The 22,235-nt window shown below is 70.8% G+C and carries 17 protein-coding genes and 2 tRNA genes; 12 read left to right on the forward strand and 7 right to left on the reverse strand.

Features of this window, described 5'->3' with window-relative positions; genetic code table 11:
* Positions 1-140: 140 nt before the first annotated feature.
* The 3 genes from AC1PK7_RS12910 to AC1PK7_RS12920 all read right to left on the reverse strand — a co-directional run bounded on the left by AC1PK7_RS12910 (position 141) and on the right by AC1PK7_RS12920 (position 1,566).
* Positions 141-216: transfer RNA gene (locus tag AC1PK7_RS12910), tRNA-Gly, on the reverse strand.
* Positions 217-614: 398 nt separating this feature from the next.
* Positions 615-1,088, reverse strand: a complete 474-nt coding sequence (locus AC1PK7_RS12915) for a DUF4087 domain-containing protein (protein ID WP_481098391.1) — start codon at positions 1,086-1,088, stop codon at positions 615-617.
* Positions 1,089-1,107: 19 nt separating this feature from the next.
* Complete coding sequence (locus AC1PK7_RS12920) at positions 1,108-1,566, reverse strand: hypothetical protein (protein ID WP_481098392.1); 459 nt, start codon at positions 1,564-1,566, stop codon at positions 1,108-1,110.
* A gap of 248 nt (positions 1,567-1,814) precedes the next feature.
* On the opposite strand from AC1PK7_RS12920, the gene AC1PK7_RS12925 reads away from it, so the two are divergent.
* From AC1PK7_RS12925 to AC1PK7_RS12950, 6 genes are all read left to right on the forward strand, one after another.
* A complete protein-coding gene (locus AC1PK7_RS12925) occupies positions 1,815-2,387 on the forward strand; it encodes an RNA polymerase sigma factor (protein WP_481069268.1) in 573 nt (190 codons plus the stop codon).
* Entirely contained in the window at positions 2,368-3,417 is a 1,050-nt protein-coding gene (locus tag AC1PK7_RS12930) for a FecR family protein (protein WP_481098393.1), read from the forward strand. The genes AC1PK7_RS12925 and AC1PK7_RS12930 overlap by 20 nt, the downstream gene beginning before the upstream one ends.
* A gap of 67 nt (positions 3,418-3,484) precedes the next feature.
* Positions 3,485-6,514, forward strand: coding sequence for a TonB-dependent receptor domain-containing protein (locus tag AC1PK7_RS12935; protein WP_481098394.1), 3,030 nt, complete (start codon positions 3,485-3,487; stop codon positions 6,512-6,514).
* A 127-nt stretch (positions 6,515-6,641) separates the two neighbouring features.
* A complete protein-coding gene (locus AC1PK7_RS12940) occupies positions 6,642-8,312 on the forward strand; it encodes a tetratricopeptide repeat protein (RefSeq protein WP_481098395.1) in 1,671 nt (556 codons plus the stop codon).
* Between the two features lie 77 nt (positions 8,313-8,389).
* On the forward strand, positions 8,390-9,592 hold the full coding sequence (locus tag AC1PK7_RS12945) for a DUF3142 domain-containing protein (RefSeq protein WP_481098396.1): 1,203 nt from the start codon (positions 8,390-8,392) through the stop codon (positions 9,590-9,592).
* Positions 9,579-11,786, forward strand: coding sequence for a hypothetical protein (locus AC1PK7_RS12950; protein WP_481098397.1), 2,208 nt, complete (start codon positions 9,579-9,581; stop codon positions 11,784-11,786). The genes AC1PK7_RS12945 and AC1PK7_RS12950 overlap by 14 nt, the downstream gene beginning before the upstream one ends.
* A gap of 64 nt (positions 11,787-11,850) precedes the next feature.
* On the opposite strand, the gene AC1PK7_RS12955 is transcribed toward AC1PK7_RS12950, so the two are convergent.
* Together AC1PK7_RS12955 and AC1PK7_RS12960 are read right to left on the reverse strand one after the other, a co-directional pair.
* Positions 11,851-12,417, reverse strand: a complete 567-nt coding sequence (locus tag AC1PK7_RS12955) for a hypothetical protein (protein ID WP_481098398.1) — start codon at positions 12,415-12,417, stop codon at positions 11,851-11,853.
* Positions 12,418-12,447: 30 nt separating this feature from the next.
* Positions 12,448-12,915: an STY0301 family protein gene (locus AC1PK7_RS12960; protein ID WP_481098399.1), complete on the reverse strand. Its 468-nt coding sequence runs from the start codon at positions 12,913-12,915 to the stop codon at positions 12,448-12,450.
* A gap of 227 nt (positions 12,916-13,142) precedes the next feature.
* Between AC1PK7_RS12960 and AC1PK7_RS12965 the strand changes: the two genes are divergently transcribed.
* Positions 13,143-13,538, forward strand: coding sequence for a DUF2628 domain-containing protein (locus AC1PK7_RS12965; protein WP_019802298.1), 396 nt, complete (start codon positions 13,143-13,145; stop codon positions 13,536-13,538).
* Between the two features lie 159 nt (positions 13,539-13,697).
* Entirely contained in the window at positions 13,698-15,860 is a 2,163-nt protein-coding gene (locus tag AC1PK7_RS12970; RefSeq protein WP_481098400.1) for a TonB-dependent siderophore receptor, read from the forward strand.
* A gap of 96 nt (positions 15,861-15,956) precedes the next feature.
* Here the strand turns inward: AC1PK7_RS12970 and AC1PK7_RS12975 are convergent, their stop codons facing one another.
* A complete protein-coding gene (locus tag AC1PK7_RS12975; protein WP_481098401.1) occupies positions 15,957-17,141 on the reverse strand; it encodes a hypothetical protein in 1,185 nt (394 codons plus the stop codon).
* Between the two features lie 388 nt (positions 17,142-17,529).
* Here AC1PK7_RS12975 and AC1PK7_RS12980 point away from each other — a divergent pair.
* The 4 genes from AC1PK7_RS12980 (at position 17,530) to AC1PK7_RS12995 (ending at position 21,372) form a co-directional block, all read left to right on the forward strand.
* Positions 17,530-17,603: transfer RNA gene (locus AC1PK7_RS12980), tRNA-Cys, on the forward strand.
* A gap of 192 nt (positions 17,604-17,795) precedes the next feature.
* Positions 17,796-19,085 carry an NRAMP family divalent metal transporter gene (locus AC1PK7_RS12985; RefSeq protein WP_481098402.1) on the forward strand — a complete coding sequence of 430 codons (1,290 nt, stop codon included), beginning with the start codon at positions 17,796-17,798 and terminating at the stop codon, positions 19,083-19,085.
* A 147-nt stretch (positions 19,086-19,232) separates the two neighbouring features.
* Positions 19,233-19,817, forward strand: coding sequence for an SOS response-associated peptidase family protein (locus tag AC1PK7_RS12990; RefSeq protein WP_481098403.1), 585 nt, complete (start codon positions 19,233-19,235; stop codon positions 19,815-19,817).
* Positions 19,818-20,040: 223 nt separating this feature from the next.
* On the forward strand, positions 20,041-21,372 hold the full coding sequence (locus AC1PK7_RS12995) for a sigma 54-interacting transcriptional regulator (RefSeq protein WP_017917328.1): 1,332 nt from the start codon (positions 20,041-20,043) through the stop codon (positions 21,370-21,372).
* Between the two features lie 73 nt (positions 21,373-21,445).
* On the opposite strand, the gene AC1PK7_RS13000 is transcribed toward AC1PK7_RS12995, so the two are convergent.
* Positions 21,446-22,225, reverse strand: coding sequence for a TIGR04290 family methyltransferase (locus AC1PK7_RS13000; protein WP_481098404.1), 780 nt, complete (start codon positions 22,223-22,225; stop codon positions 21,446-21,448).
* Positions 22,226-22,235 lie beyond the last annotated feature (10 nt).

A 22,235-nucleotide genomic window follows, 5' to 3' on the forward strand; every position in this document is an offset into this window, starting at 1 on the left:
GCGAAGGCGCAGCGCGCAGCGCCGGCAGCGAGGCCGGATCTGGCGTTCTCAGGGAAAAGACGGATCGCGGAAACGAAAAAAGGAGCTGCAGCTCCTTTTTCGGGGTTTCACCCGCCTCGCAAGAGGCATGTGACGCAATCTGGAGCGGGAAACGAGACTCGAACTCGCGACCTCAACCTTGGCAAGGTTGCGCTCTACCAACTGAGCTATTCCCGCTTGGGAGCCGCGCATTCTACACGCCTCCCTGGAGGTGCGCTAGCCCTTCGTTGCAAAAAAATGTCCGCCGCCGGCCGGCGGCGTGCCAGATCGCGATTCGGCCTTTCCATTCGCGGTTCTGCGGCGTTGGTGCGGACCGGCCAGCCGGCGCGACACGCAACCGCGGCCGTCCGATCCTGAACGCAGCGAACGGTGACCATGGCGAGGTCGGCCGGGCATGACCACCTCGCTGAATCGGAGCCCCACCGCCGGAAACGGGCGCAGCGCCTTCCCGACGCGGCCAGCAAGACGCTCGCGTGGCGTTGGAACCGCCGGCCAACCTGCATCGCGTTGCGCATTCTCGGCAGCAACGCGTCCCCGATGGCAACGCGCCGGCATCCGGCCACGCAACCGAGGCGCTACTTCAGCGGATTCTCCGGCTCCCTGCCCTGCAGCGCCTTGTCCTGTCGGCAGGTCTTCAAGGACTGCACCGTGGCCGCCACGATCGTGGTGACCTCCTGGGTGTCGTCACGCGCGCGCACCTTGAGGCAGGCGCAGCCATAACCGGCACTGCCTGTGCCGGTCGCCACCCAGCGCGCCGGCGGAAACGTCGGCCACGTGCCCTCGGCCTGGTGCCCTCCCTGTTGGCCGACGGTCCACTCGCCGTCCTTGTCCACGAGCGTGGCATTGCCTGGCGTGGGATTGTCGAACCAGCCGCAGCGGGTGACGGTCTGCGCAGGCGGCGCCGCCTGTGCAACAGCGCCCAGGCTCAGCGCGGCGACCAAGGCCGCGCCGATGACGCGCATGCACTGCAGGACGGGGCGCGTTGGGGGCATGAGCTCAGGCGCGAATGGCGAGGCCGGCATCATCGCAAAAACGACCTGTGCCGGCATGCCAGAACGCCGCAGCGCGTCAGCGCCCGTTCCCCTGCTCCTGGTAGTCCGTCAGGTAGTGCTCCGGATTGCTCTGCGCCGACAGATCGGCGTCGTAGCGCACCGAGGTCGGCTTCGGCGTGCCCGGCACGTACAACTCGCCCGTGGCCTCGCTGACGATCAGCAGCACGTAGGGGCGGCCGTCGAGCTGCACGGTGTAGCGCGTGTCCCTGTCGGTGCTGCGCGTGCTGGCGAGCAGGATCCTGCCGTCGATGGCGCTGTCCGCGTCGATGACTTGGATCAGCGCCTGCTGGCGCTCACGCGGGCCATAGCGCAGCGTCGACACTTTCACGCCATCGGCCGAGGCGTAGGCCTTGACTTGCTTGGCCACCTCCGGCCGCGCCGGCTCGGCGGATGCGCTGGTGGTGGCGCCAGCCAGCGGCAGCGCGCACAGCAGGAGGGCGAAGGTGTGGTGACGCAAACGGGACAGCAGGTGCATTGGCCGGGTCCTTGGTGGGAAACTAGATGGAGTGACCGGGCCGATCGCCTCGGCCCGTGCTGGAATAGACGAAGCAGACCGCCGCTTCCCCCATGGCAGCGGACCGAGGAGTAGCACAGTGACAGGACGCACCCTGCTTTGCCGCTGCGGCGGTTCCCTGGCAGCACCGCCCCCCCCGCGCCGCGACGCGCACGCCCAGCGCCTGCGCCGCCGTGCGCGTGCGCGGCGGGCCTGCATGGAGCGATGCCATGGCGAATGAACTGGACCGCTGGTTCGCCCAGCACATCCTCGCCCACGAGTCGGCGCTCATCGCCTACCTGATGCGCTGCTGGCCGCATCCGCAGGAGATCCACGATCTGCGCCAGGAGGTCTACACGCGCGTCTACGAAGCGGCGCGGCGCGCCTTGCCGGACACGCCGCAGGCGTTCCTGTTCGCCACCGCGCGCAACCTGATGGCCGACCGGGTGCGGCGCAGCCGTATCGTCTCCATCGAGGCGGTGGGGAATCCGGACGACCTGAACGTCCTGGTGGACGAACGCTCGCCGGAACGCTGGCTCGGCGGCCGCCAGGTGCTGGCACGGCTGGCCCATGCCCTGGACCGGCTGCCGGACCGCTGCCGCGAGGTGATCTGGCTGCGGCGGGTGGAGGAACTTTCGCAGAAGGAGGTGGCGGTGCGCCTGGGGATCAGCGAGAAGACCGTCGAGAAACACATGGCCAAGGGCGTGCGCCTGCTCGCCGATCATTTCCATGGCGCGGTGGTGACCGCCGCGCCGATGCCCGTCGTGCTGCAGGAACCGCAAGATGGAAAGCTGGGCGATTGAAGCGCTGGCCGCACAGTGGCTGACGCGGCGCGAAAGCGGCAACTGGCGTGAGGCGGACCAGGCCGAACTCGACGCGTGGCTGGAGGCGTCCACCGCGCACCGGGTCGCATTCCTGCGCCTGGACGTGGCCTGGAACGAGGCCGCGCGCCTGCGCGCGCTGGGCGCCGGCATTCCCGCAGGGCACCCGGCGCCGCGCGGCCTGAGCACGGGCCTGACGGTGACGCCGGGACCGTCGCTTCCGCCGCCAGCCACGCCGCGCACGGGCGCTATGCGACCGCGCGCCGCCTCCCGTCGCCGCGGATGGCTGCTGGCCGCGCTCGGGGCCGCGGCCAGCGTCGCGGTCGCCGCCGGGCTGTATCTTCGCCTGGCGCCAGGGATGACGATGGCCCAGGCCTACCGCACCGAGATCGGCGAACTGCGCACCGTCACCCTCGCCGATGGCTCACAGGCGACGCTGAGCAGCGACAGCCTGCTCAAGGCCAGCATCGGGCGGCAGGCGCGCCGGGTGGTGCTGCAGCGAGGCGAGGCGTTCTTCGCGGTCCGCAAGGATCCGACGCGACCGTTCGTGGTGCAGAGCGGGGTGCGTCGCGTGGTCGCGGTCGGCACCCGCTTCGACGTGCGCCAGGACCACGATGCGCTGCGCGTGGTGGTGACCGAAGGCATGGTGCGCATGGAGGAGACCGACGCCATGGACCGCACGCAGGCCGTGCTGCTGCCGGCCGGCAGCATCGCCACGGCGGATGCGCAGGGCGCGCGCGTGCAGCGCAGCAGCATCGCCGAGGCGGAGCGGCAACTGGACTGGCGCCAGGGCTACCTCAGTTTCGACGACGTGGCGTTGCCGCAGGCGGTGGCCGAGATCAACCGCTTCAACCGGCGGCCGCTGGTGCTGGCCGATCCGGCGCTGCAGGCGCTGCGGATCAGCGGCAGCATCCGCTGGAACGACCTGGAGGGCTTCGCGCGGCTGCTGGAACGCGAGTATCCGGTCAGCATGGAAGCGCATGCGGAAGCGGTGATCCTGCACCGCCGTTAGCCGCCGCAGCCGCGCCGTGCTGCGCCACGCCGCACGCCCCGTTCCATCGCACCACCAGGAGGTGGAGATGTCGCATCGCTCGATCCAGCGGAGACTGACGTGCGGCGCGCTGCTCGCCACGGCAGCCGCCGCGGCGATCGCGCAGCCAGGCGGCTTCGACATCCCGGCCGGGCCGTTGGCGCCGGCACTGAACGCGCTGGCGCGGCAGGCAGGCCTGCAACTGCTGTATCGGCCCGACCTGGTCCGCGACCTGTCCACCCGCGGCGTGCACGACATCGCCGATCCGCTGCAGGCACTGGACGCGCTGCTGCAGGGCACCGGCCTGCAGGCCCGGCGCGAGGGCAGCGATCTGGTGCTGCGGCGCTTGGCCGCGGTCGCCGCACCGGCGCCTGTGCCACCTGCTGCCGCGGCGACGGCGCAACTCGCCACGCTGCAGGTGACCGGCTCGCGCATCCCGCGCGCGCAACTGGAGGGGCCGGCGCCGGTGACGGCGATCGACGCCGGGCAGATCCGCGCCAACGGCTTCCAGCGCCTGCCGGATGTGCTGCGCGCGCTGACCCAGAACGGCGGCGAGACCCAGAGCCAGCAATCGGCCAGCGGCGCCGATTACACGCCGGGCGCCGAACAGGTGAGCCTGCGCGGGCTGGGTCCGAACCACACCCTGGTGCTGATCAACGGCCGCCGCGTGGCCGACTTCCCATTGCCGTTCAACGGGCGCAGCAACTTCGTCGACGTGGCGAGCATCCCGCTGGCCATGGTCGAGCGCATCGAATTGCTGAGCGGCAGCGCCTCGGCGATCTACGGCTCCGACGCGATCGCCGGGGTGATCAACATCCTGCTCAAGCGCGACGCCGACGGCACCACCGTGGACGCCCGCCTCGGCCAGAGCAGCCGCGGCGACGCACGCACGCTGCAGGCCAGCCTCACCCACGGCTTCTCCGGCGAGACGCTGTCCGGCCTGGTCAGCGTCGAGGCGAATCTGCACCAGCCGCTATGGGCATATCAGCGCGCCCGCCAGGATTCCAGCAGCGACGCCCCCACCGCGCGCGCGGCGGCGCCGCGGCGCGCGTTCCTGCGCACCGATGCCAACGACGTGTATCTCGATCCGGGCGCGGCGACCTGTGCGCGGCTGGCGTCGCTCAACGATCACGACACCGGCTACAGCGCGCGCGACGGCGAAGGCGGCGGCGGCCTGCCCGGCTACTACTGCGGCAGCCGCCGCGCCATCGGCTACGGCACCGTGCTGCACCGCCGGCGCAGTCTCGATGCCTATGCCACGCTGCACCGCGCGCTGGGCACGCGTGCCGAGTGGTTCGCCGACGTGCAGGTGGGCCTGCAGGACATCGCGCTGATGCGCGACGTACCGGGCTGGGCCTACATGCGCCCGGACGGCAACGAGGAAGGCTATTTCTACAACCGCCGCACCGCCCAGGTGGAGTACTGGAGCCGGCAGTTCGCCCCGGAGGAAATGGGCGGGCTGGACGTGGGCATGGTCCACAACCGGCAGCAGCGGCTCAGCGTGGCCACCGGCGTCGAGGGCGCGCTCGGCAGCGGCGATTGGTCCTACGAGGCGGTGCTGAGCCACTCCCAGGCGCGCCTGCGCACCACCTGGCCGCAGATCGTCGCCGCGCGTGCCAACGCCCTGTTCCTCGGCGAGCAGGTCGGCGTGGACCCGGGCTCGGGCTATCCGATGTTCGATGCCGACCCCGCACGGCTGTACACCGCGCTGACGCCGGCCGAGTACGCCGCGATCGCCGCACGCACCACCTACCGACCGCAAACGCGGGTCGACGCGGCCACGCTGACCCTGCGCCAACCGGCACTGGTCGGCCTGCGCGGCGGCGACGCCGGCCTCGCCCTCACCGCCGAGGTCGGCGCGCAGGCCTACGCCCTGCACCCCGACCCGCTGGCGACCCAGTCCTACTACTACAGCTGGCGCGACGCCGACGGCGCCGGCCAGCGTCGGCGCGGGGCGCTGGCCGCGGAACTGCGCCTGCCGCTGCTGGAGCCGCTGACCGTGGACAGCGCGGTGCGCTACGACCGCTATGTCTACTCCGGCCGCCAGATCGGCCGTTTCACCTGGAGCAACGGTCTGGAATGGCGACCGAGCGACCGCCTGCTGCTGCGCGCCTCGCAGGGGCTGGCGTTCCGCGCACCCGACCTGCACTACCTGTACGCCGGCGAGGGCATCGACGAAAGCGTGGGCACGGACTATCTCCGTTGCGCCCGCGAAGACGCCGCCGTGGCCGCGGCCGATTGCCGCTTCGACAGCGAACCGCTGCTGCGCCGGCGCCGCGGCAACCTGGACCTGAAGCCGGAGACCAGCCGTTCGTGGACGGCCGGGCTGGTGTGGTCGCCGCGGCAGGGGCTGGACCTGAGCCTGGATTACTTCGCCATCGATCTGCGCGACCAGGTGCAGGATCTGTCCGCCGACCGTGCGCTGCGCGACGAAGCCGACTGCCGCCTCGGCCGCCGCCCGCTCGCCTCGCCCGCCTGCCAGCAGAGCATCGCCCGCGTGTCCCGCAGCGCCGACGGCCGGCTCTACGCCGTCGCGCTGGCGCCGATGAACCTGGCGCGCACCACCACCAGCGGCATCGATGCGCTGCTGCACGGGCAACGCGAGACGCGCGTCGGGACGTTCGACGTGTCGCTGGCCTACACCTGGGTCCGCCAGTACCGCACCCAGCTCTACGCCGGCGAGCCGATGCAGGACGCATTCGCGGCGAACAGCGGGGTCGACATGCCGCGCACCAAGGCCAACGCCAGCCTGCGCTGGTCGCGCCAGGCCTGGTCGGCGACCCTGCATGCGCAACGGCTGGGGCGCCTGCCCAGTTGGGAATCGGCCTTCGGCCGCCACGATCCCGGCAGCGGACGATCGCCCTGGATCGGCGCCAGCTACCGCGTCAACGCCACCGTGGAATGCTGGCTCGACGCGCGCAGCACGCTCTCGCTGGCCGCGACCAACCTGCTGGATGCGATGCCGCCACGCGATCGCAGCGCCACCGTGTATCCGTTCTACGACATGTCCTGGTTCGACACCGTCGGCCGCCAGCTATTCGTGCAGTACACCCGGCGCTTCGGGGCGGCGGCGCCCTAGTCGCGCGAGGCGGCACGGTAGGGAAAGCCGCGACTGGCTCGTCTATCTACCGCAACGTCCCCCGCGGGAGACGCTGCCGCGCACTGCTGCCGGTTCCCGCACCGCCCTGTTCCGGAGCATCCGCTGCATGCAGACCCTGATCCAACGCGGCATGGCCGCCCTCCACCAGGACGACCTCGAGGGCCTGTACACGCTGTGGTCCGGCACCACCGTGCTCAACCATCTGCAGGCGGCCGACCTCGACCTGCTGATGCAGCGCTGCGATGCGCGGATCCAGGCAACGCCGGGCGAGGCGGCGCCGTGGCGGCTGAAGTGCCTGGTCTACCTGGACCGCAGCGAACATTTCACCGGCGACCGCGCGCAGGCCTTGCGCACCGTCGCCGCCTGGGCCGAGCGCGCGATCGGCCTGGCCCCGCACGACGCCGAGGCGCACCGCCTGCTCGGCAGCGCGCACTACTGGCTGGACGAACCCGCCGCCGCGATCGACGCCTACCGCACGGCGCATGCGCTGCAGCCACAGGTGGATCTGCAGGTCCGTCTGTTCGAGATGGAAGCGCTGCCTACCGGGCAATCGCCACAGCTGCTGCAGCTGGATTTCCGCGACCGTCACGCCTGCCACTACTACGGCGCCGGCGTGTCCATCGGCAAATGGAAGCACGCGGGGATGGATCCGGCCGACGCCGGCTACGTCGATGCCGTGCAGTTCGCACTCTACGAGCACGGCACCACGCTGTTTCGGCAGGCGCTGGAGTTGGGCGATGCGGCGACCTGCAACACCGACACCCACAGCTTCGCGATGTGCTGCAACAACCTCGGCCTGCTGTACCTGGACCGCGGGCTGTACGCGCAGGCGCAGGCCATCCTCGAGGAAGGCCTGCGCCACAACCAGTTCCAGTTCTTGTACCAGAACCTGCGTACGGCCTATCGCCAGCAGGGCATGCATGCCGAGGCGGCGGAGCTGGCGCTGACCCTGATGCTGGACTACGACCTGGACACGCCGCTGTTCCTGGATTGCGCGCAGGCGGCGTGCAGCCATCTCAACCGCGTCGGCCGCCATGCCGACGTGCTGGAGATCGCCGATGCGGCGCAGGAGGCGTTCGAGGTGCTGCCCGACGACGCCCAGGCCGATCCGGACCTGCTGCGCCTGTACGCGCTGGTACAGGCGCACCATCGCCTCACCGCCGCGCGGGCGCTGGGCCGGCTGCAGCCGCAGCAGGTCGACACCGACCTGTCGCAGGCGGCCGCGCAGGCGAATCCGCACGACCTGGACACGCTGTTCGTGCATGCCAGCGCGCTCGGCGAGGCGCGCGCGTACCCGGCCGCGGTCGACGCCTACGGCGCCCTGATCGCCCAGACCACGCAGCAGCAGGACGCGCAGGCGCGCAAGCGCGCGCGGCACGGGCGCGGCTACCTGCTGCTGTACTATCTGCCGGACGCCAAGGCTGCACTGCAGGACTTCCTCGCCGTGCAGCGCGACGGCACGGACGACTTCTACACGCACTACTACCAGGCCAACTGCCATTACGTGCTCAAGGACTATCGCAGCGCACTGCCGGCCTGCGACGCGGCGCGCGCCCTGCTCGACGACGACCTGTTGCAGGCGGACCCCGGCTCGGCGGCGCAGCTGTACATGATGGAAGCCAATTGCCACATGAACCTCGGCGCCTATCCCGCATCGGTCGCCGCCTTCGAGCGCTCGCTGGCGCTGCACGAGCGCGCGGACGTGCGCGAGAGCTACGACCTGGCCCAGCAACTGGCGGCCAAGCCGAAGAAGCGGCTGTTCGGGCTGTTCTCGTGATGGCCGGCGCATGAGCCACGCTTCGCACACTGCCCGCCCGACGGGGCAGTGGCCGCGCGTGTCCTGACCCGGCCGCCGTGTCGCTGCGCCACGCGCTCCTCGGGCTGAGCCTGCTGCTTGGCGGCTGCGCGGCGTCGCCACCGGCACCGCTGGAGCAGCAGGTCTACGTCTGGCAACGGCAGTGGAGCGCCGCGCACGCAGTGGCGCTGGCGCAGACCCGCGCGGACTTCGCAGCGCTGCGCGTGCTGGCGCTGCAGGCGCATCCGCGCGCCGGCTGGGGCCGCGCCGCGGTGGATCTGCGGCAGCTCGCCGCCGATGGCCGCCCGGTGATCGCGGTGGTGCGGCTGGACGGGCAATTGCCGGCACTGGACGCGGCGCGGATTGACACCGAGGTCCTGCAGTTGGTGCGCCGCTGGCGCGCGGCCGGCGTGGCGCTGCGCGGCGTGGAGATCGACCACGATTGCGCCACCGCGCGCCTGCCCGCCTACGCCGTGCTGCTGCGGCAGCTGCGCGGCGCGCTGCCGACCGATCTGGCGCTGAGCATCACCGCCCTGCCCGCCTGGCTGGACAGCCCGGCGCTGGCGCCGCTGTTGCGCACGGTCGACAGTTCGGTGCTGCAGGTGCATGCGGTGGACGCGCCCGCGGCGGGCCTGTTCGATCCGGTGCAGGCGCGACACTGGGCCGACCGCTACGCCCAGCGCAGCGCCAGGCCGTTCTGGCTGGCCCTGCCGGCCTACGGCGTGGCCCTGGTCGACAACGCCGATGCCGATACCGACGCCACGCCGCTGATCGAAAGCGAAGCGCCGCTGTCGGCACGCGGCACGCGCCACGAATTGCGCGTGTCGCCACAGCAGCTGGCCGTCTTCGTCGAGGCGCTGCACGCGCACCGCCCGCCGCACCTGGCCGGCATCGTCTGGTTCCGCCTGCCGCTGCCGGGCGATCGCCGCGCCTGGTCGCTGGCGACGCTGCAGGCGGTGGTGCACGGGCGTCCCTTGCAGGCGGCGGTGCAGGTACACGCCAGCGGCAGCGGCCCGGTCTACGACCTGATCCTGGCCAACCACGGCACCGCCGCGGCTGCGCTGCCGCGGCGCGTGGTCCTGCACGGCAGCACCTGCGAGGCCGGCGACGCCCTGGGCGATTACCGGCTGCACCTGCCGGAGCAGGGGCCCCGCTTCGACCGCACCACCGCTTCCTCGTCCCTGGCCGCCGGCGAACGCCGGGCACTTGGCTGGGTCCGCTGCCGCAGCCTGCACACAGGTGCCATCGATGTCCTGCCGTGATTCCCGGCGCGCCGCCGCGCTCGCCGTCGCGCTGATCCTGCTGCCGCTGGGCCGCGCCCGCGCCTGCGGCCCGGAGTTCCCCTACCGTCTGCTCGACGACCGCGCCGGCTCGCTGGCGCAGTTGCCGGAAGGCAGCTTCGCCCGCGAGGTGCAACGCCTGGGTGCGCCGATCGACGGCCTCGGCCGCGCCAGCGCAGCGACCCTGCCGCGCTACTGGGACGCCGGCGCGCAGTTCCCGCAGCAGCGCGATGCCGTCGAACGCACGCAACTGGGCGCTGCGCGGTTCGCCCGGATCGAACAACTCCGCGCGCTGGACGACGCGCGGCGCGTCGAGCGCGAAGGGGCCGACCTGCCGCCGGAACTGCGCCTGTACACCGCCGGCGCGGTCGCATTCGCGCAGGGGCATTATCCGCAGGCGGCGGACTATTTCCGCCAGGTGCTGGCCCTGCCCGAAGCGCAGCGCCGCACGCGCAGCACCTGGGCCGCCTACTCGCTGGGGCGCAGCCTCGCGCTGGCCGCCGACGGCGCGTTGGCCGGCGATGCGCTGGCGCAGCGGCAGGCGTACCGACAGCAGGCGCGGCAGGCCTTCCAGCAGACCCGTGCGCTGCGCCTGGCCGGGTTCGACGACCCGCTGGAGCTGGGCATCGCCAGCCTCGGCGAGGAGGCGCGCCTGCTGCTCGCCAGCGGCGACTGGAACGGCGCGATCGGCCTGTACGCAGTGCAGGCGGCGCAGGGCTCTGACACCGGCATGAGTTCGCTCAAGCAGGTGGCCGCCGACCTCGCCCGCCGCAGCGATGCCGAACTGGCGCCGCTGCTGCAGCAACAGGCGGTGCGACGGCTGCTGATCGCCAAACTGCTCAGCGACACCACCGCGTTCGACCCCGAGACCGGTAGCACCCTGTCCTCGGCGCGCTTCCTGCGCCTGCTCGAACAGGCGCAGCGCGAACCGGTGGAAGACGCCGACCGGCTGGCGGCGTTGGCCTATCGCCAGGGCGATTACCCCGCCACCGCGCGCCTGCTCGCGCATGCCGGCGACAGCGGCCTGGCCTGGTGGCTGCGCGCCAAGATGGCCATGCGCGACGGCGACGCGGCGCGCGCCGCCCAGGCCTATGCGCAGGCATCCCGGCGCTTCCCGCCGAACGAAGATTGGGGCACCCGCCGCAACGGCGACTGGAGCAACGAGACGGTCAAACCGCAGTGCCGCATCGAGGGCGAAGCGGCGATCCTGGCCCTGCAACGCGGCAGCTACGTCGACGCGTTCGCACAGCTGTACCGCAGCGGCGACCTCTACTGGGAAGACGCCGCCGCGGTCGCCGAGCGTGTACTCACCGTGCAGGAACTGCAGGACTACGTGGATCGCCACGTCCCCGCTGCGCCGCCGACCGCCGCAGATGCGGCAGCCGAGTACTGGGAGCGGACACCGGCACTGAAACTGCGCGAACTACTGGCGCGCCGGCTGATGCGCGACGGCCGCTACGACCAGGCACTGCCCTACTTCGCCCAGGCCGAACTGCGCGAGGCGGCTCGCCGTTACCGCGATGCACGGCGGCAGGCTGAATCGGCCTGGACCGGCATCGGCCGCGCCGAGGGCCATTACCAGGCCGCATTGATCGCGCGTCGCCAGGGCATGGAACTGCTGGGCTACGAACTGGGGCCGGACAACCGGGTGTACGCCGGCAACTACGCCGAAGCGGCCTCGCATGCGCAGCTGCGCCCGGGCGGCCTGATCGCCGCCGCCGAAGCGCAGCGCTGGACCGCCACCGCCGCCCGGCCCTACCGCCGCTACCACTACCGCTGGATCGCCGCCGCCCTGGCCGATCGCGCCGCCGACGACCTGCCCGCACGCAGCCAGGCCTACGCCGCGGTGCTGTGCCAGGCCACCGACTGGTTGATCACCCTCGACCCGGCGCAGGCGCGCCACTCCTACCAGCGCTATGTCGCGCACGGCGCCCTCAACCCGGTGCCCGGCAAGGCCTATGTGTTCGGCGTGGGCGCCTGCGAGACGCCGGATTTCGAAAGCGCGCGGCGACGCCTGTGGATCGAGCGCGGCCAGGCCATGCGCAAGTTCGTGCACACGCATCGAGTCGCTCTGGGCGCGGCCGGGCTGGCGCTGCTGACCGCGGCGGCCTGGCTGGTGCGTCGCCGCGTGCGGCGCAAGTCGCGCGAAAAGAAGACACAAACGCCGAAGGGCTGAGTCAACCGCCGGGTCGGGCGATCGGGCGCCTGGCAGCAGCCGCCCGCCATCACCGACGAAACCGTCAGGCCCGCGCTACACCGCCCTGGCCAATCCCGAATCCCCAATCCCGAATCCCGAGGTAGGGATCGCCCTCCCTCGCTCGTCTCTTCTCCAGGAGTTTCCCTTTCGGGCTGGAATCGCGTCGGCGCACGCGGCGCCGGCCGCTCCGCCGTCCTGGACGACCGTTCTCCCGATGCAGCACCGCACCACGCGCGACAAGGACGTCACTGCCCGCGACATGCGCCGCGTGGCGTTCGCGTGCCTGCGTCAGTCCCGCATGCACGCAGTCTGGAGACGGCGCACAGTTCCAGCAGCACCAGGCCAGGCAGGCGATCACCATCGCAGCCAAGCAGCACAGGCGCACGCTGCGGCTGCGGCTCAGCAGCGCGTGCACGCCCTGCACCAGCAGCAGCGCGGCCAGCACGCACAGGCCGACCAGGCGCCCGTTGCCGCTGTGCTGGAAATTGGCGGAGGACAACTGCGGATCGGGACAGTCCACCCATGCGTACGGGCTACCGGACACGGCATACAGCAGCAGCATGCCCAACGCATAGCCGCTCCAGGACAGCACCTGCGCGGTGATCGCCACGGCCTTGCGCGCGCCTGCCATCGCGCGACCTCACTCGCACACGAACAGGGTACCGGCGGCCGGCTCGGTGCCGCTGGCACGCAGCGGCCTCGTCTCGCAACGCGCGACGTCCTCGACGCGCCGCGACACCTGCACCAGGCCATCGGGTCCATAGCCGCACACCAGGTAAATACCGTGCGGGTCGGGCGCATCGAAGCGCCAGATCGACACGCCCGCATCACCCGGGCGGCGCGTGTCCTCGTTGCTCGGCACCAGCGCCGCCATTTCCCGCGGCGGCCCGGAATAGACGCCACTGGAGAACAGCCGCAGCGACGGCGCGGCGGCGAATGCGACGCGGGCGTCGGCCGGCAGGTCGGGACTCTGCAATGGCGCTTCGGCCAAGCGCAGGCGCTCGGGACACTGCAGCGTCTGCCTGGCTGCGGCCGGCACCGCCAACAGGGTGGCGACGAGCAGCGGCAGCGCGCGGCGTGCCGTAGCGGAAATGTCCCTCAGAACCATCGCGAGCTCCTGGTCGACTGCGGCATCAAGACCGGCCAGGGCGTCCCTCCTGGCCTACCACTCCCGGCGCTCCCCGCAAACACGGCGAGCCAGCTCGGCGGAGCGCGCCTACGGTGCCCACGTCATCGCCAAAGGTCAACGCGCCACCACCACGCCCGACCGGCGCGGTCGCGCGCGTCGACGCTCCCGCATTCCCCCACCCCAACCACCCGAAGAAGAGAACCCCGATGCACAGCACGACCCACGACTACAGCCAGTACAGCCCGAAATGGCAGTTCCGCTTCACCTTCTACGACACCTACGGCGAACCCAAGTCGGCAAGTTTCAAGGAGGCGATGAAGGCGCTGCCGTTCAAGGAGAAGCTGCGCCTCAACATGAACTGGTTCGCCTTCTTCTTCGGCTTCATCTACCTGTTCGTGCTCGGGCTGTGGCGCAAGGCGCTGATGCTGCTCGCCATCTCGCTGTGCTGCGGCATCGTGCTGACCTTCCTGCCGGACGCGGCCACCCGGGCCTTCGGCATCGCCTACTCGATCCTGGTCGGCATGACCGCCAACTACGCCTACTATCTGGACAGGGTGAAGGGCAGCACCAGTTGGAACCCGTTCGAAGGCATCCGCTGGTAACCGCCCGCTCGCGCAACGCCCAGCACACGCAGCGTCCGCCGCCGCCACGGCGGCGGACCCATCATTCCCTCGCCACCCAGGCCCGCGCCCAGGCAGCCCTTCCCTCCGCGTGTGCGACCCGTTCGTCGCGCACAGGCATCGCAACGAAGGAGCAGCCTGATGTCGCCCATGTTCTACCGCCCGGCGTTCGCGCGCCGCACGCGCCGCGTCGCACCGCTGGCCGCCGCCATCGCCGTCCTTGTCACGGTCGGCCCGCACGCCGCGCATGCGCAAGACGCCACCACCCTGCCCGCCGTGCGCGTCAGCGAGCGCAGCAATCCCGGCACGCGCAGCAGCACCGCCACCAAGACCGACACCAGCCTGCTGGAAACGCCGCAGTCGCTGTCGGTGATCGACGACGCGCGCATGCAGGCCCAGGGCGCACAGACGCTCAAGGACGCGCTGAGCTATACGCCCGGCGTGATCCCCACCCGCTACGGCACCGACTCGCGCTACGACTGGATCTCGCTGCGCGGCTTCGATGCCTATGCGCCCGGCTTCTACCTGGACGGCATGCCGCTGCGCAACAACGGCAACTGGGGCATCTGGCCGATCGAACGCTATGGCGCCGAGCGCATCGAGGTGCTGCGCGGCCCGGCCTCGGTGCTGTACGGACAGAGCGGCCCGGGCGGGCTGGTCAACGCGATCAGCAAGCGGCCGACCGCCGAACCACTGCACGAGCTGCAGGTGCAATTAGGCGATCACCAGCGCCGGCAACTCGCCGGCGACCTGTCCGGGCCGCTCAGCGAGGACGGCACCGTGCTGTACCGCCTCACTGCCCTGGCGCGCGAGGCCGAGCTGCCGGCCGGTGGCATGCGCGACGACCGCCGCTTCCTGGCCCCGGCGCTGACCTGGGCGCCCAGCGCGGCCACCCGCCTCACCCTGCTCTCGCAACTCGGCCGCACCCGCGCCGGCGTGTACCTGCGCATGCGGCCGGCGGTGGGATCGCTGGTGCCGACCGCGATCGGCACCTATCTCCCCAGCCGCCTGTTCGAAAGCGACCCGACCTACAACCGTTTCGACCTGGACACGGCAATGTTCGCCGCGCTGTTCGAACACCGCGTCAACGACGTGCTGCGCCTGCGCCAGAACGCCCGCTACGGCCGCCTGAAGGTGGACTACCGCAGCGTGCAAGGACGCGGTTTCGTCATCGACGATCCCGCCGATCCGCTGGACCTGGCCAACTTCGCCCGACTGCGCCGCAGCGCCTCGGACAGCAGGGAAACGGTGCACGCGCTGAACCTGGACAACCAGCTCGAGCTGCGCCTGCACGCCGGCGCCGTGCAGCACACACTGCTGTTCGGCCTGGACTACCAACGCACGCGCATCGACCAGGTCAGCCGCAGCGGCGGCACCACCACGCCGCTGGACATCCGCCATCCGGTCTACGGCGATCCGGTCCAACTGCCTGCCCCCTGGTACGACGGCATCGCCACGGTGAGCCAGACCGGCCTGTACGTGCAGGACCAGGTGCGCTGGCGCGAGCGCTGGCTGCTGACCGTCGGCGCGCGTTACGACCGCGCCGACAGCCGGCTCGACAGCCGCCTGGACGGCAGCCGCAGCGACATCGTCGAACGCAAGGCCAGCAAGCGCGCCGGCCTGACTTACGTGGCCGCGAACGGCTGGGCGCCGTACCTGAGCTACAGCGAATCGTTCGTGCCGACCGCCACGCGCGACCCGCTGAGCGGCCGCGCGTTCCGCCCGGAAAGCGGGCGCCAGTACGAAGCCGGCCTGCGTTTCCAGCCCGACGGCGGCACCCAGTCGTACAGCGCCGCCGTGTTCGACCTGCGCCGGCGCAACTACCTGACCTACGACCCGGACTACGTCCCGCGCCAGACCGGCGAGACCGTGGTCCGCGGCCTGGAACTGGAGGCGACGCTGCACCCGCTGCCGCGTTTGCAACTGATCGGCTCCTACAGCTACACGCCGACGGTGCACGTCACCGCCAGCAGCAATCCAGGTGAACTGGGCAAGCCGCTGTCGGCGGTCTCGCGCCACGCCGCCGCCCTGTGGGGCGACTATCGCTTCGACAGCGGCATCCGCATCGGCCTGGGCGCGCGCTACACCGGCACCAATCGCGGCGACCTGGACGCCGCGCGCGCCGAGGTGCCGGCATTCACCCTGTTCGACGCACTGCTCGGCTACGACCGCGATCGCTGGAACTTCGCCCTGAACGTACACAACCTCGCCGACAGGACCTACCTCAGCAACTGCGACGCCCACGACAACTGTTACTACGGCGAACAGCGTCGGGTCACCGCGACGGCGACGTATCGCTGGTGAGGCGGCGCGGGCGCGATGGCGGCCTGTGTCCATCGCGCCCGCGTCCTCAGCGAGGCGATGCGCAGGCTGCCTCTCGACACGATGCGGTGGCGAGGCTCACTCACCCACGTTCGTTGCCTTGAAGCCAGCGCGCCCGCAGGCGGCGTCGTAGGCGTAGTCGCCCGCGGCGAGCAGGTGGCGACCGCTGTTGAGATGGGCCGGTGGCGTCTTCAGCGGCCCGCGCCACTGCACGCTGTCCGGCGTCGCCGCCTTGCCGTCGCCGACCGCGAAGGCATAGCCGAATACTGGCTGACCCTTCGCGTCGACGACGTCGAGCCGCAGTTGGGTCGCGTCCGGCACCACGCGCGTGGGATGGCCGGCGAGGTCAGTGGTGTGTTGCAGGCTCTCTGGCGTGGCGGGCGGGACCACCGGGTTGAGCATCATGTAGGACACGCCGGTGTCGGGCAGCAGCTTGCCGCAGACGCGATAGTCGCTGCCGCTGCCCGGGAAACTGGCGCAAGCGGTCGGCGCCAGCCAGTCGCTGGGCGCGCCCGCCGTGGCCGCGCCACGCTGCAGCGGCACCATGGCGAACCCCTGCAATGCCGCCTGGCTGACGCCCAGGGTGATGCCCTTGGCGCTGACGATGTAGCCGGGGCTCATGCGCTGCGCACGCATCTGCACCAGGTTGAGGAACGGATTGCGCGCGGCGTCGACGCCGCGGTCGTAGCCCACCCCCATCATGCCGAAGTTCGGGGAGATGGTGCTGCAGTTGCGCAGCACCTGCGTGCTGCTGCTCAGCGCGGGGCTGCCGTCATAGCCGGCGCAGGTGGCGGGCACCTGCGCCAGCGGCTTGGGTTGCTGGGCCACGTTGGCGACATCGCAGGTGCACTGCGCGGCCAGCACGGTGATGCGATCCACGCGCGCCGCGGCGCTCTTGCCGTCGGCGGAGACGCCGAGCCGCATCGGCACGTCCACGTACTTGCCGGGATGGTATTTGCTGTCGCTCGAGTAGAAGATGTGTCCAGGCGTATTGGAAGCGTCCCAGGCGCTGCGCAGCGCGTCGCTCAGCGGCACCACCACGCCGGTGGAGCCGGTATCCACCTCCAGCACCTGGCTGCCGCTGCTGCGGCCATCGGCATCGCTGCCGAGCTGCACGCGCACCTGATAGGCGAATTTCGGCGTGGCCTTGGAGACCAGCGGCAGGTTCACGGTCTGCGACTGCAGCGCGCAGGTCTGCGCGGCGGCGGTGGCGCTCGCGGCCAGGCAAAGCACGGTGCCGCTCCAGCGTGTCCATCGGTTCATGGCGATGTCTCGGTTGGGTGTGGCGTCATGCTAGAGCGCGGCGGCACGGCGATCGTGCGCGAATCGGCGCGAGGCGGCGCTTGTCTACTGCCACCGGCATGGCGCTGTGGTCGGCATTCCAGTCGCGACGCGGCGCGACGTGCGCATGCAAGGCCTTGCATCCAGCGGCTCGGCAATGCCTGCGCCCCGCGCAGTGCAGGGTTGCCAAGCCGTGGTGCTTGGTACACAATGCAGTCCGTTGCGCGCCGGACTGATTCAAAAACATCTTTTGAATCAACGCGTTGGACGAGAGCCGCAAGGCAGCGTCCGATTCCCGCGCCAGGGCCCCGGCAGCGGGGCTTTGTTTTTGTCGGGCGCCCAGGGCGTTGCGGCAAGACGTCAGTCCACCGGCCTGGTGGCAGAGTGGTTATGCAGCGGACTGCAAATCCGCGTACGCCGGTTCAATTCCGACCCAGGCCTCCATCTTGTTTCGACGCCACGGGCCGCTTGCTGCGGCCCGTTTGCGTTGGTGGCTTGCGGTGCGATCGCCTGCCCCACGCAGGCGCCGCGATCGTGCTGCACCTGCCCGCCTTCACTTCGCGTACGCAGTACCGCCGACGCCGCATTTAGGCCGGCCTGCCTAGGGTCGATGCTCTGCCCAAGCTGCCGATCGCGATGACCCCACCCGCCGCGCATGCCGAGCCCGCGCCTACCCGGCGGCGCGGGCTGTTCCGTCTGCTGGGGTCCGGCGTGGTCACCGGCGCCGCCGACGACGATCCGTCCGCCATCGGCACCTACGCCAGCGCCGGCGCGCGCTACGGCTTCGCGTTCCTGTGGATCGCGCCGGTGCTGTTGCCGATGATGTACCTGGTGGTCTACCTGTCGGCGAAGCTGGGGCGGGTGACCGGCAAGGGGCTGTTCGCGATCATCCGCGACCGCTATCCGCGCTGGGTGCTGTACCCGGCCGTCGGGTTCGCCTTCGTCGGCAACGTGATCGAAGCGGCGGCCAATCTCGGCGGCATCGGCGCGGCGCTGAACCTGCTGATCCCGCTGCCGGTGCCGGCGATCGTGGTCGCAGCGGCGCTGGCGATCTTCCTGCTGCAATTCTTCGGATCCTACCGCCTGCTGAAACGGATCTTCCGCTGGCTGGCGCTGGCGCTGTTCGCCTATGTGGCCGCTGCGCTGCTGGCGCGCCCCGACCTGCGCCAGGTGTTGCGCGGCACCTTCGTGCCGTACGCCGAGTTCAGCCGGGAGTATCTGTCGATGATCGTCGCCTGCATCGGCACCTCGCTGTCGGCCTATATCTTCACCTGGCAGTCCAACCAGGAAGTGGAAGAACAGATCGCCGCCGGACGGCGCAGCGTGGCCGCGCGCCAGGGCGCCAGCGCCGGCGAACTGCGCCGCACCCGTCGCGACGTCATGGTGGGCATGCTGTTCTCCAACATCATCCTGTACTTCATCCTGCTCTCCACCGCCGCCACCCTGCACCGCTCCGGCCAGACCGAGATCGCCACGGCGGCACAGGCCGCGGCCGCGCTGGAGCCGTTGGCCGGGCCCGCGGCCAAGTGGCTGTTCGCGCTGGGCGTGGTCGGGGTGGGCTTCCTGGCGGTACCGGTGATGACCACCGGCGCCGCCTACGACCTGGTGCAGGGCATCGGCCACAAGGGCAGCCTGCACGCACAGCCGCGCGAAGCGAAGCTGTTCTACGCGACCATTGCGCTGGTCACGGCGATCGCGGTGGGGCTGAATTTCCTCGGCGTCAACCCGATGAAGGCGCTGGTGCTGTCGGGCATCGTGCAAGGCATGACGGTTCCGCCGCTGCTGTTGCTGATGATGCGGATGAGCAACGACCGCACGCTGATGCGCGGCCGCGTCAACAGCCGCCTCACCAACGCGCTCGGCTGGATCACCGTGGCAGTGACCTTCGCCGCCAGCGCCTGCCTGCTGGTCACGCTGCTGCGGTAGGCGCGCAAAAGCTGCGCGACTGAAAAACTTTCGCTGGCGCGCGCCGCTGGCTGCGCGGCGCAGGGCGCACCGACGCGCCGGATGGGAAGAAGAAGATGCTGGCACGCGTCCTGCGTCTACAAGGCATCCGCTTTCGGCCGCACCGCGATGATCCTCAGCTTTCTGCAATCCCGCCTGCCCGCCTGGCCGGTGCAGGATCCCGTCACCGCCGGACGTACCAGCGAGATCGCTGCCGGCCAGCAAGCGCAGATCCTGGTGCTGTGGGGCGGCGAAGTGCGCAACGAGCGCGCCCTGTTCGGGCGCCGCGATGCGCCGCAGGACCCGCTGATCACCAGCGAACGTCGCGAACGCGCCTGGCAGGGCGCGCAGACCGCGGTGTGGGAAACGCAGCGCTGCCTGGTGCCGATCGCCGGCTTCCGTAGCGCCGACGCCGCACGTGGCGGCCCCTGGATCTGCGAAGACCCGGGTCCGCTGTTCGCCGCCGGGTTGCGCAGCAGCATGCAGACCCAGGAGGGCTTTCATCTCTCCTGCTTCTCCCTGCTCACCGAGGCGCCTGCAGTGCCCGCACTGCCGGACGAAGTGCCGGTCCTGATCGGCGCCGACGACGTCATCGGATGGCTGTACCTGGATGGGCAGGACGCATTGCGGCGGCTGGAGGTCGCGCAACAGCGGCGCTTCGTCAGCGTCGATGCCCTGCTGCGCGGTCCCTTGCCACCCGAGCGCATGCATTGAGCGCAGCCGCGCGCGGTCGGGAATGTGCCGGATGCCGCAGGCAGGATGCGGCGTCGCGCACAGGCGGTGCTGCAGAGCTGCTCCGTGGATGCGAGCGTTGCACACATTGCTGAAGCGGCCGAATCCGCTTCAGCATGATGAGGGATCGAATCAGGATGTTTTCGCCTTGCGCTCACACATGCGGAGGACGATGGAATGACCTGATTCGCGGAGTACAACCCGCATGACCAAACCCCTGCTTGCGATCGTGGATGGCAACATTTCGTTGTCGGACCATGTGTCCACCTTCTCCCAGCGCCGCGGCCTGGCGCTGACCCGCCTGCCCTCGCTCGAACATGCGCGGCACTGGCTGCAGCAACAACGCGCCGACCTGCTGCTGCTCGACGGCGACGCCGAGCGCGGCGCAGCGATGGACCTGATCAACGGCCTGGCCGGCCGCTCGGACGCGCGCGTGGTGCTGCTGGCCACCGAGGCGCAGATGCCGAAATGGCGCGGGCTGGCCGGCGACAGCGTGCAGCTGCTGCAGCGGCCGCTGCCGTGGACGCAGTTCGACGGCCTGCTCGATCAGATCCTGTGCCGCCTGCCGCCGCGGCGCGGGATGGCACGCTTCGGCCTGGTCGGCGAATGCGCAGCGATCGCGCGCGTGCAGCGCGACATCGCCCGCGTCGCGCCATTGGACATCTCGGTGTTGGTTGCCGGCGAAACCGGCACCGGCAAGGAACTGCTGGCCAAGGCCATCCACGAGGCCAGCGGCCGCAGCGGGCGCCTGGTCGCGGTGAACTGCGGCGCGATTCCGCCGGAACTGCTCGCCAGCCAGCTGTTCGGCCACGAGCGCGGCAGCTTCACCGGCGCCAACCAGCGCCACGCCGGCTATTTCGAACAGGCGCAGGGCGGCACGCTGTTCCTGGACGAGATCGGCGAAATGGCGCCGGAACTGCAGGTGTACCTGCTGCGTTGCCTGGAAACCGGCGCGATCACCCGCGTCGGCAGCGACGCGGAAGTCCGCCTCGACGTGCGCATCGTCGCCGCCACCCACCGCGACCTGCTGGGCGAGGCCAGCACCTTGCGCCGCGACCTGTATTACCGGCTGTCGCAGTACGTCATCGAGTTGCCGCCGCTGCGCGAGCGCGGCGACGACGTGCACCTGATCGCCGACACGCTGCTGGACACGCTCAATCGTCGCTATGGGACCAGCAAGCAGTTCGACACGTTCTCGCGGACCGTGCTGGGACGGCACCGTTGGCCGGGCAACGTGCGCGAACTCTCCAGCGCAGTGACGCGCGGCTATTACCGTGCCGACGGCGAGGTGGTGACCATCGAGCCGCTGCTGCACGGCGAGGTGCCCATGGCGCAAGACGTGCCTTGCCACTGCGGCAACACCGGCGACGCGGTGACGTTCCGCGTGGGCACGCCGCTGAAGCAGATCGAACAGGAGATGCTGGTGCGCACCCTGCGCATCACCGGCGGCGACAAGTCCGCGGCGGCGCGCAGCCTGGGCATCAGCGTGCGCACCATCTACAACCTGATGTCGCGCGGCGACCGTGACGTCAACTGAGCGCGGGAGGGCGCGCCGTCGCGGCGCGCCGCAGCCGTAATGCGGCCATGGCGTCAGGGCGCGGCTGGGCGGATCAGTCCAGGCCGCAGGCCGCGCGCAGTTCCTCTTCGATCGGCGCGACCTGGCCGGGCGGCCGCTGCTGCGGCCGGCACAGGTAGGTTTCTTCGGCGATGCGCGCGTCCACCGCGAACCCGGCGCTGCGCAGCATGGCTTCCACGCCGGCATGGTTCGGTGCCCACCAGTTGGTGGGATCGTCGGCTAGGCGATGCTCGATGAAGGCCATCTTCGGCCAGCCGGGCGCGCACATGCGCCCGCGCTCGAGCATGCCGATGTCGCGCGGCGCCGGATAGACCTCCTCGCCGGGCATGGTCATGGTCTGCAACACCAGAATGCGGCGACACAGGCGACGCACGATGTCCAGGGCCAGCAGCGGATGCCGCAGGTGGTACAGCACGCCCATCATCCACACCAGGTCGTACTGCGCGGCCTCGCGCGCCAGCGCATACAGCTGCATCTGCCGGAAACGCACGTGACGCTCCAGCCCGAACTGCTTTGCGGCCCATTGCGCCTGCCGCAGGTAGTGCGGATTCATGTCGATCGCCACCACCTCGGCGCCGCGCCTGGCCAGCTCGAAACTGTAGAAGCCGGCGTTGCAGCCGATGTCCAGCACCCGCCAGCCGCGCAGGTCGGCCGGGACATGCGGCGCGATCTGCCGCCACTTGCAGGCCGGGAAATCGCCGTACGGATGCGTCGGCAGGGTCTGCCGGCCATCGGGCAGGTGCAGGTTGTGGAACCACGGCCCCAGCGCCTGGATCGGATCGACCGGGTCGAGGGACGGAACGGCGGATTGCATGGCGGTCTCC

The organism is Xanthomonas sp. NCPPB 3174 (genome assembly GCF_056725205.1).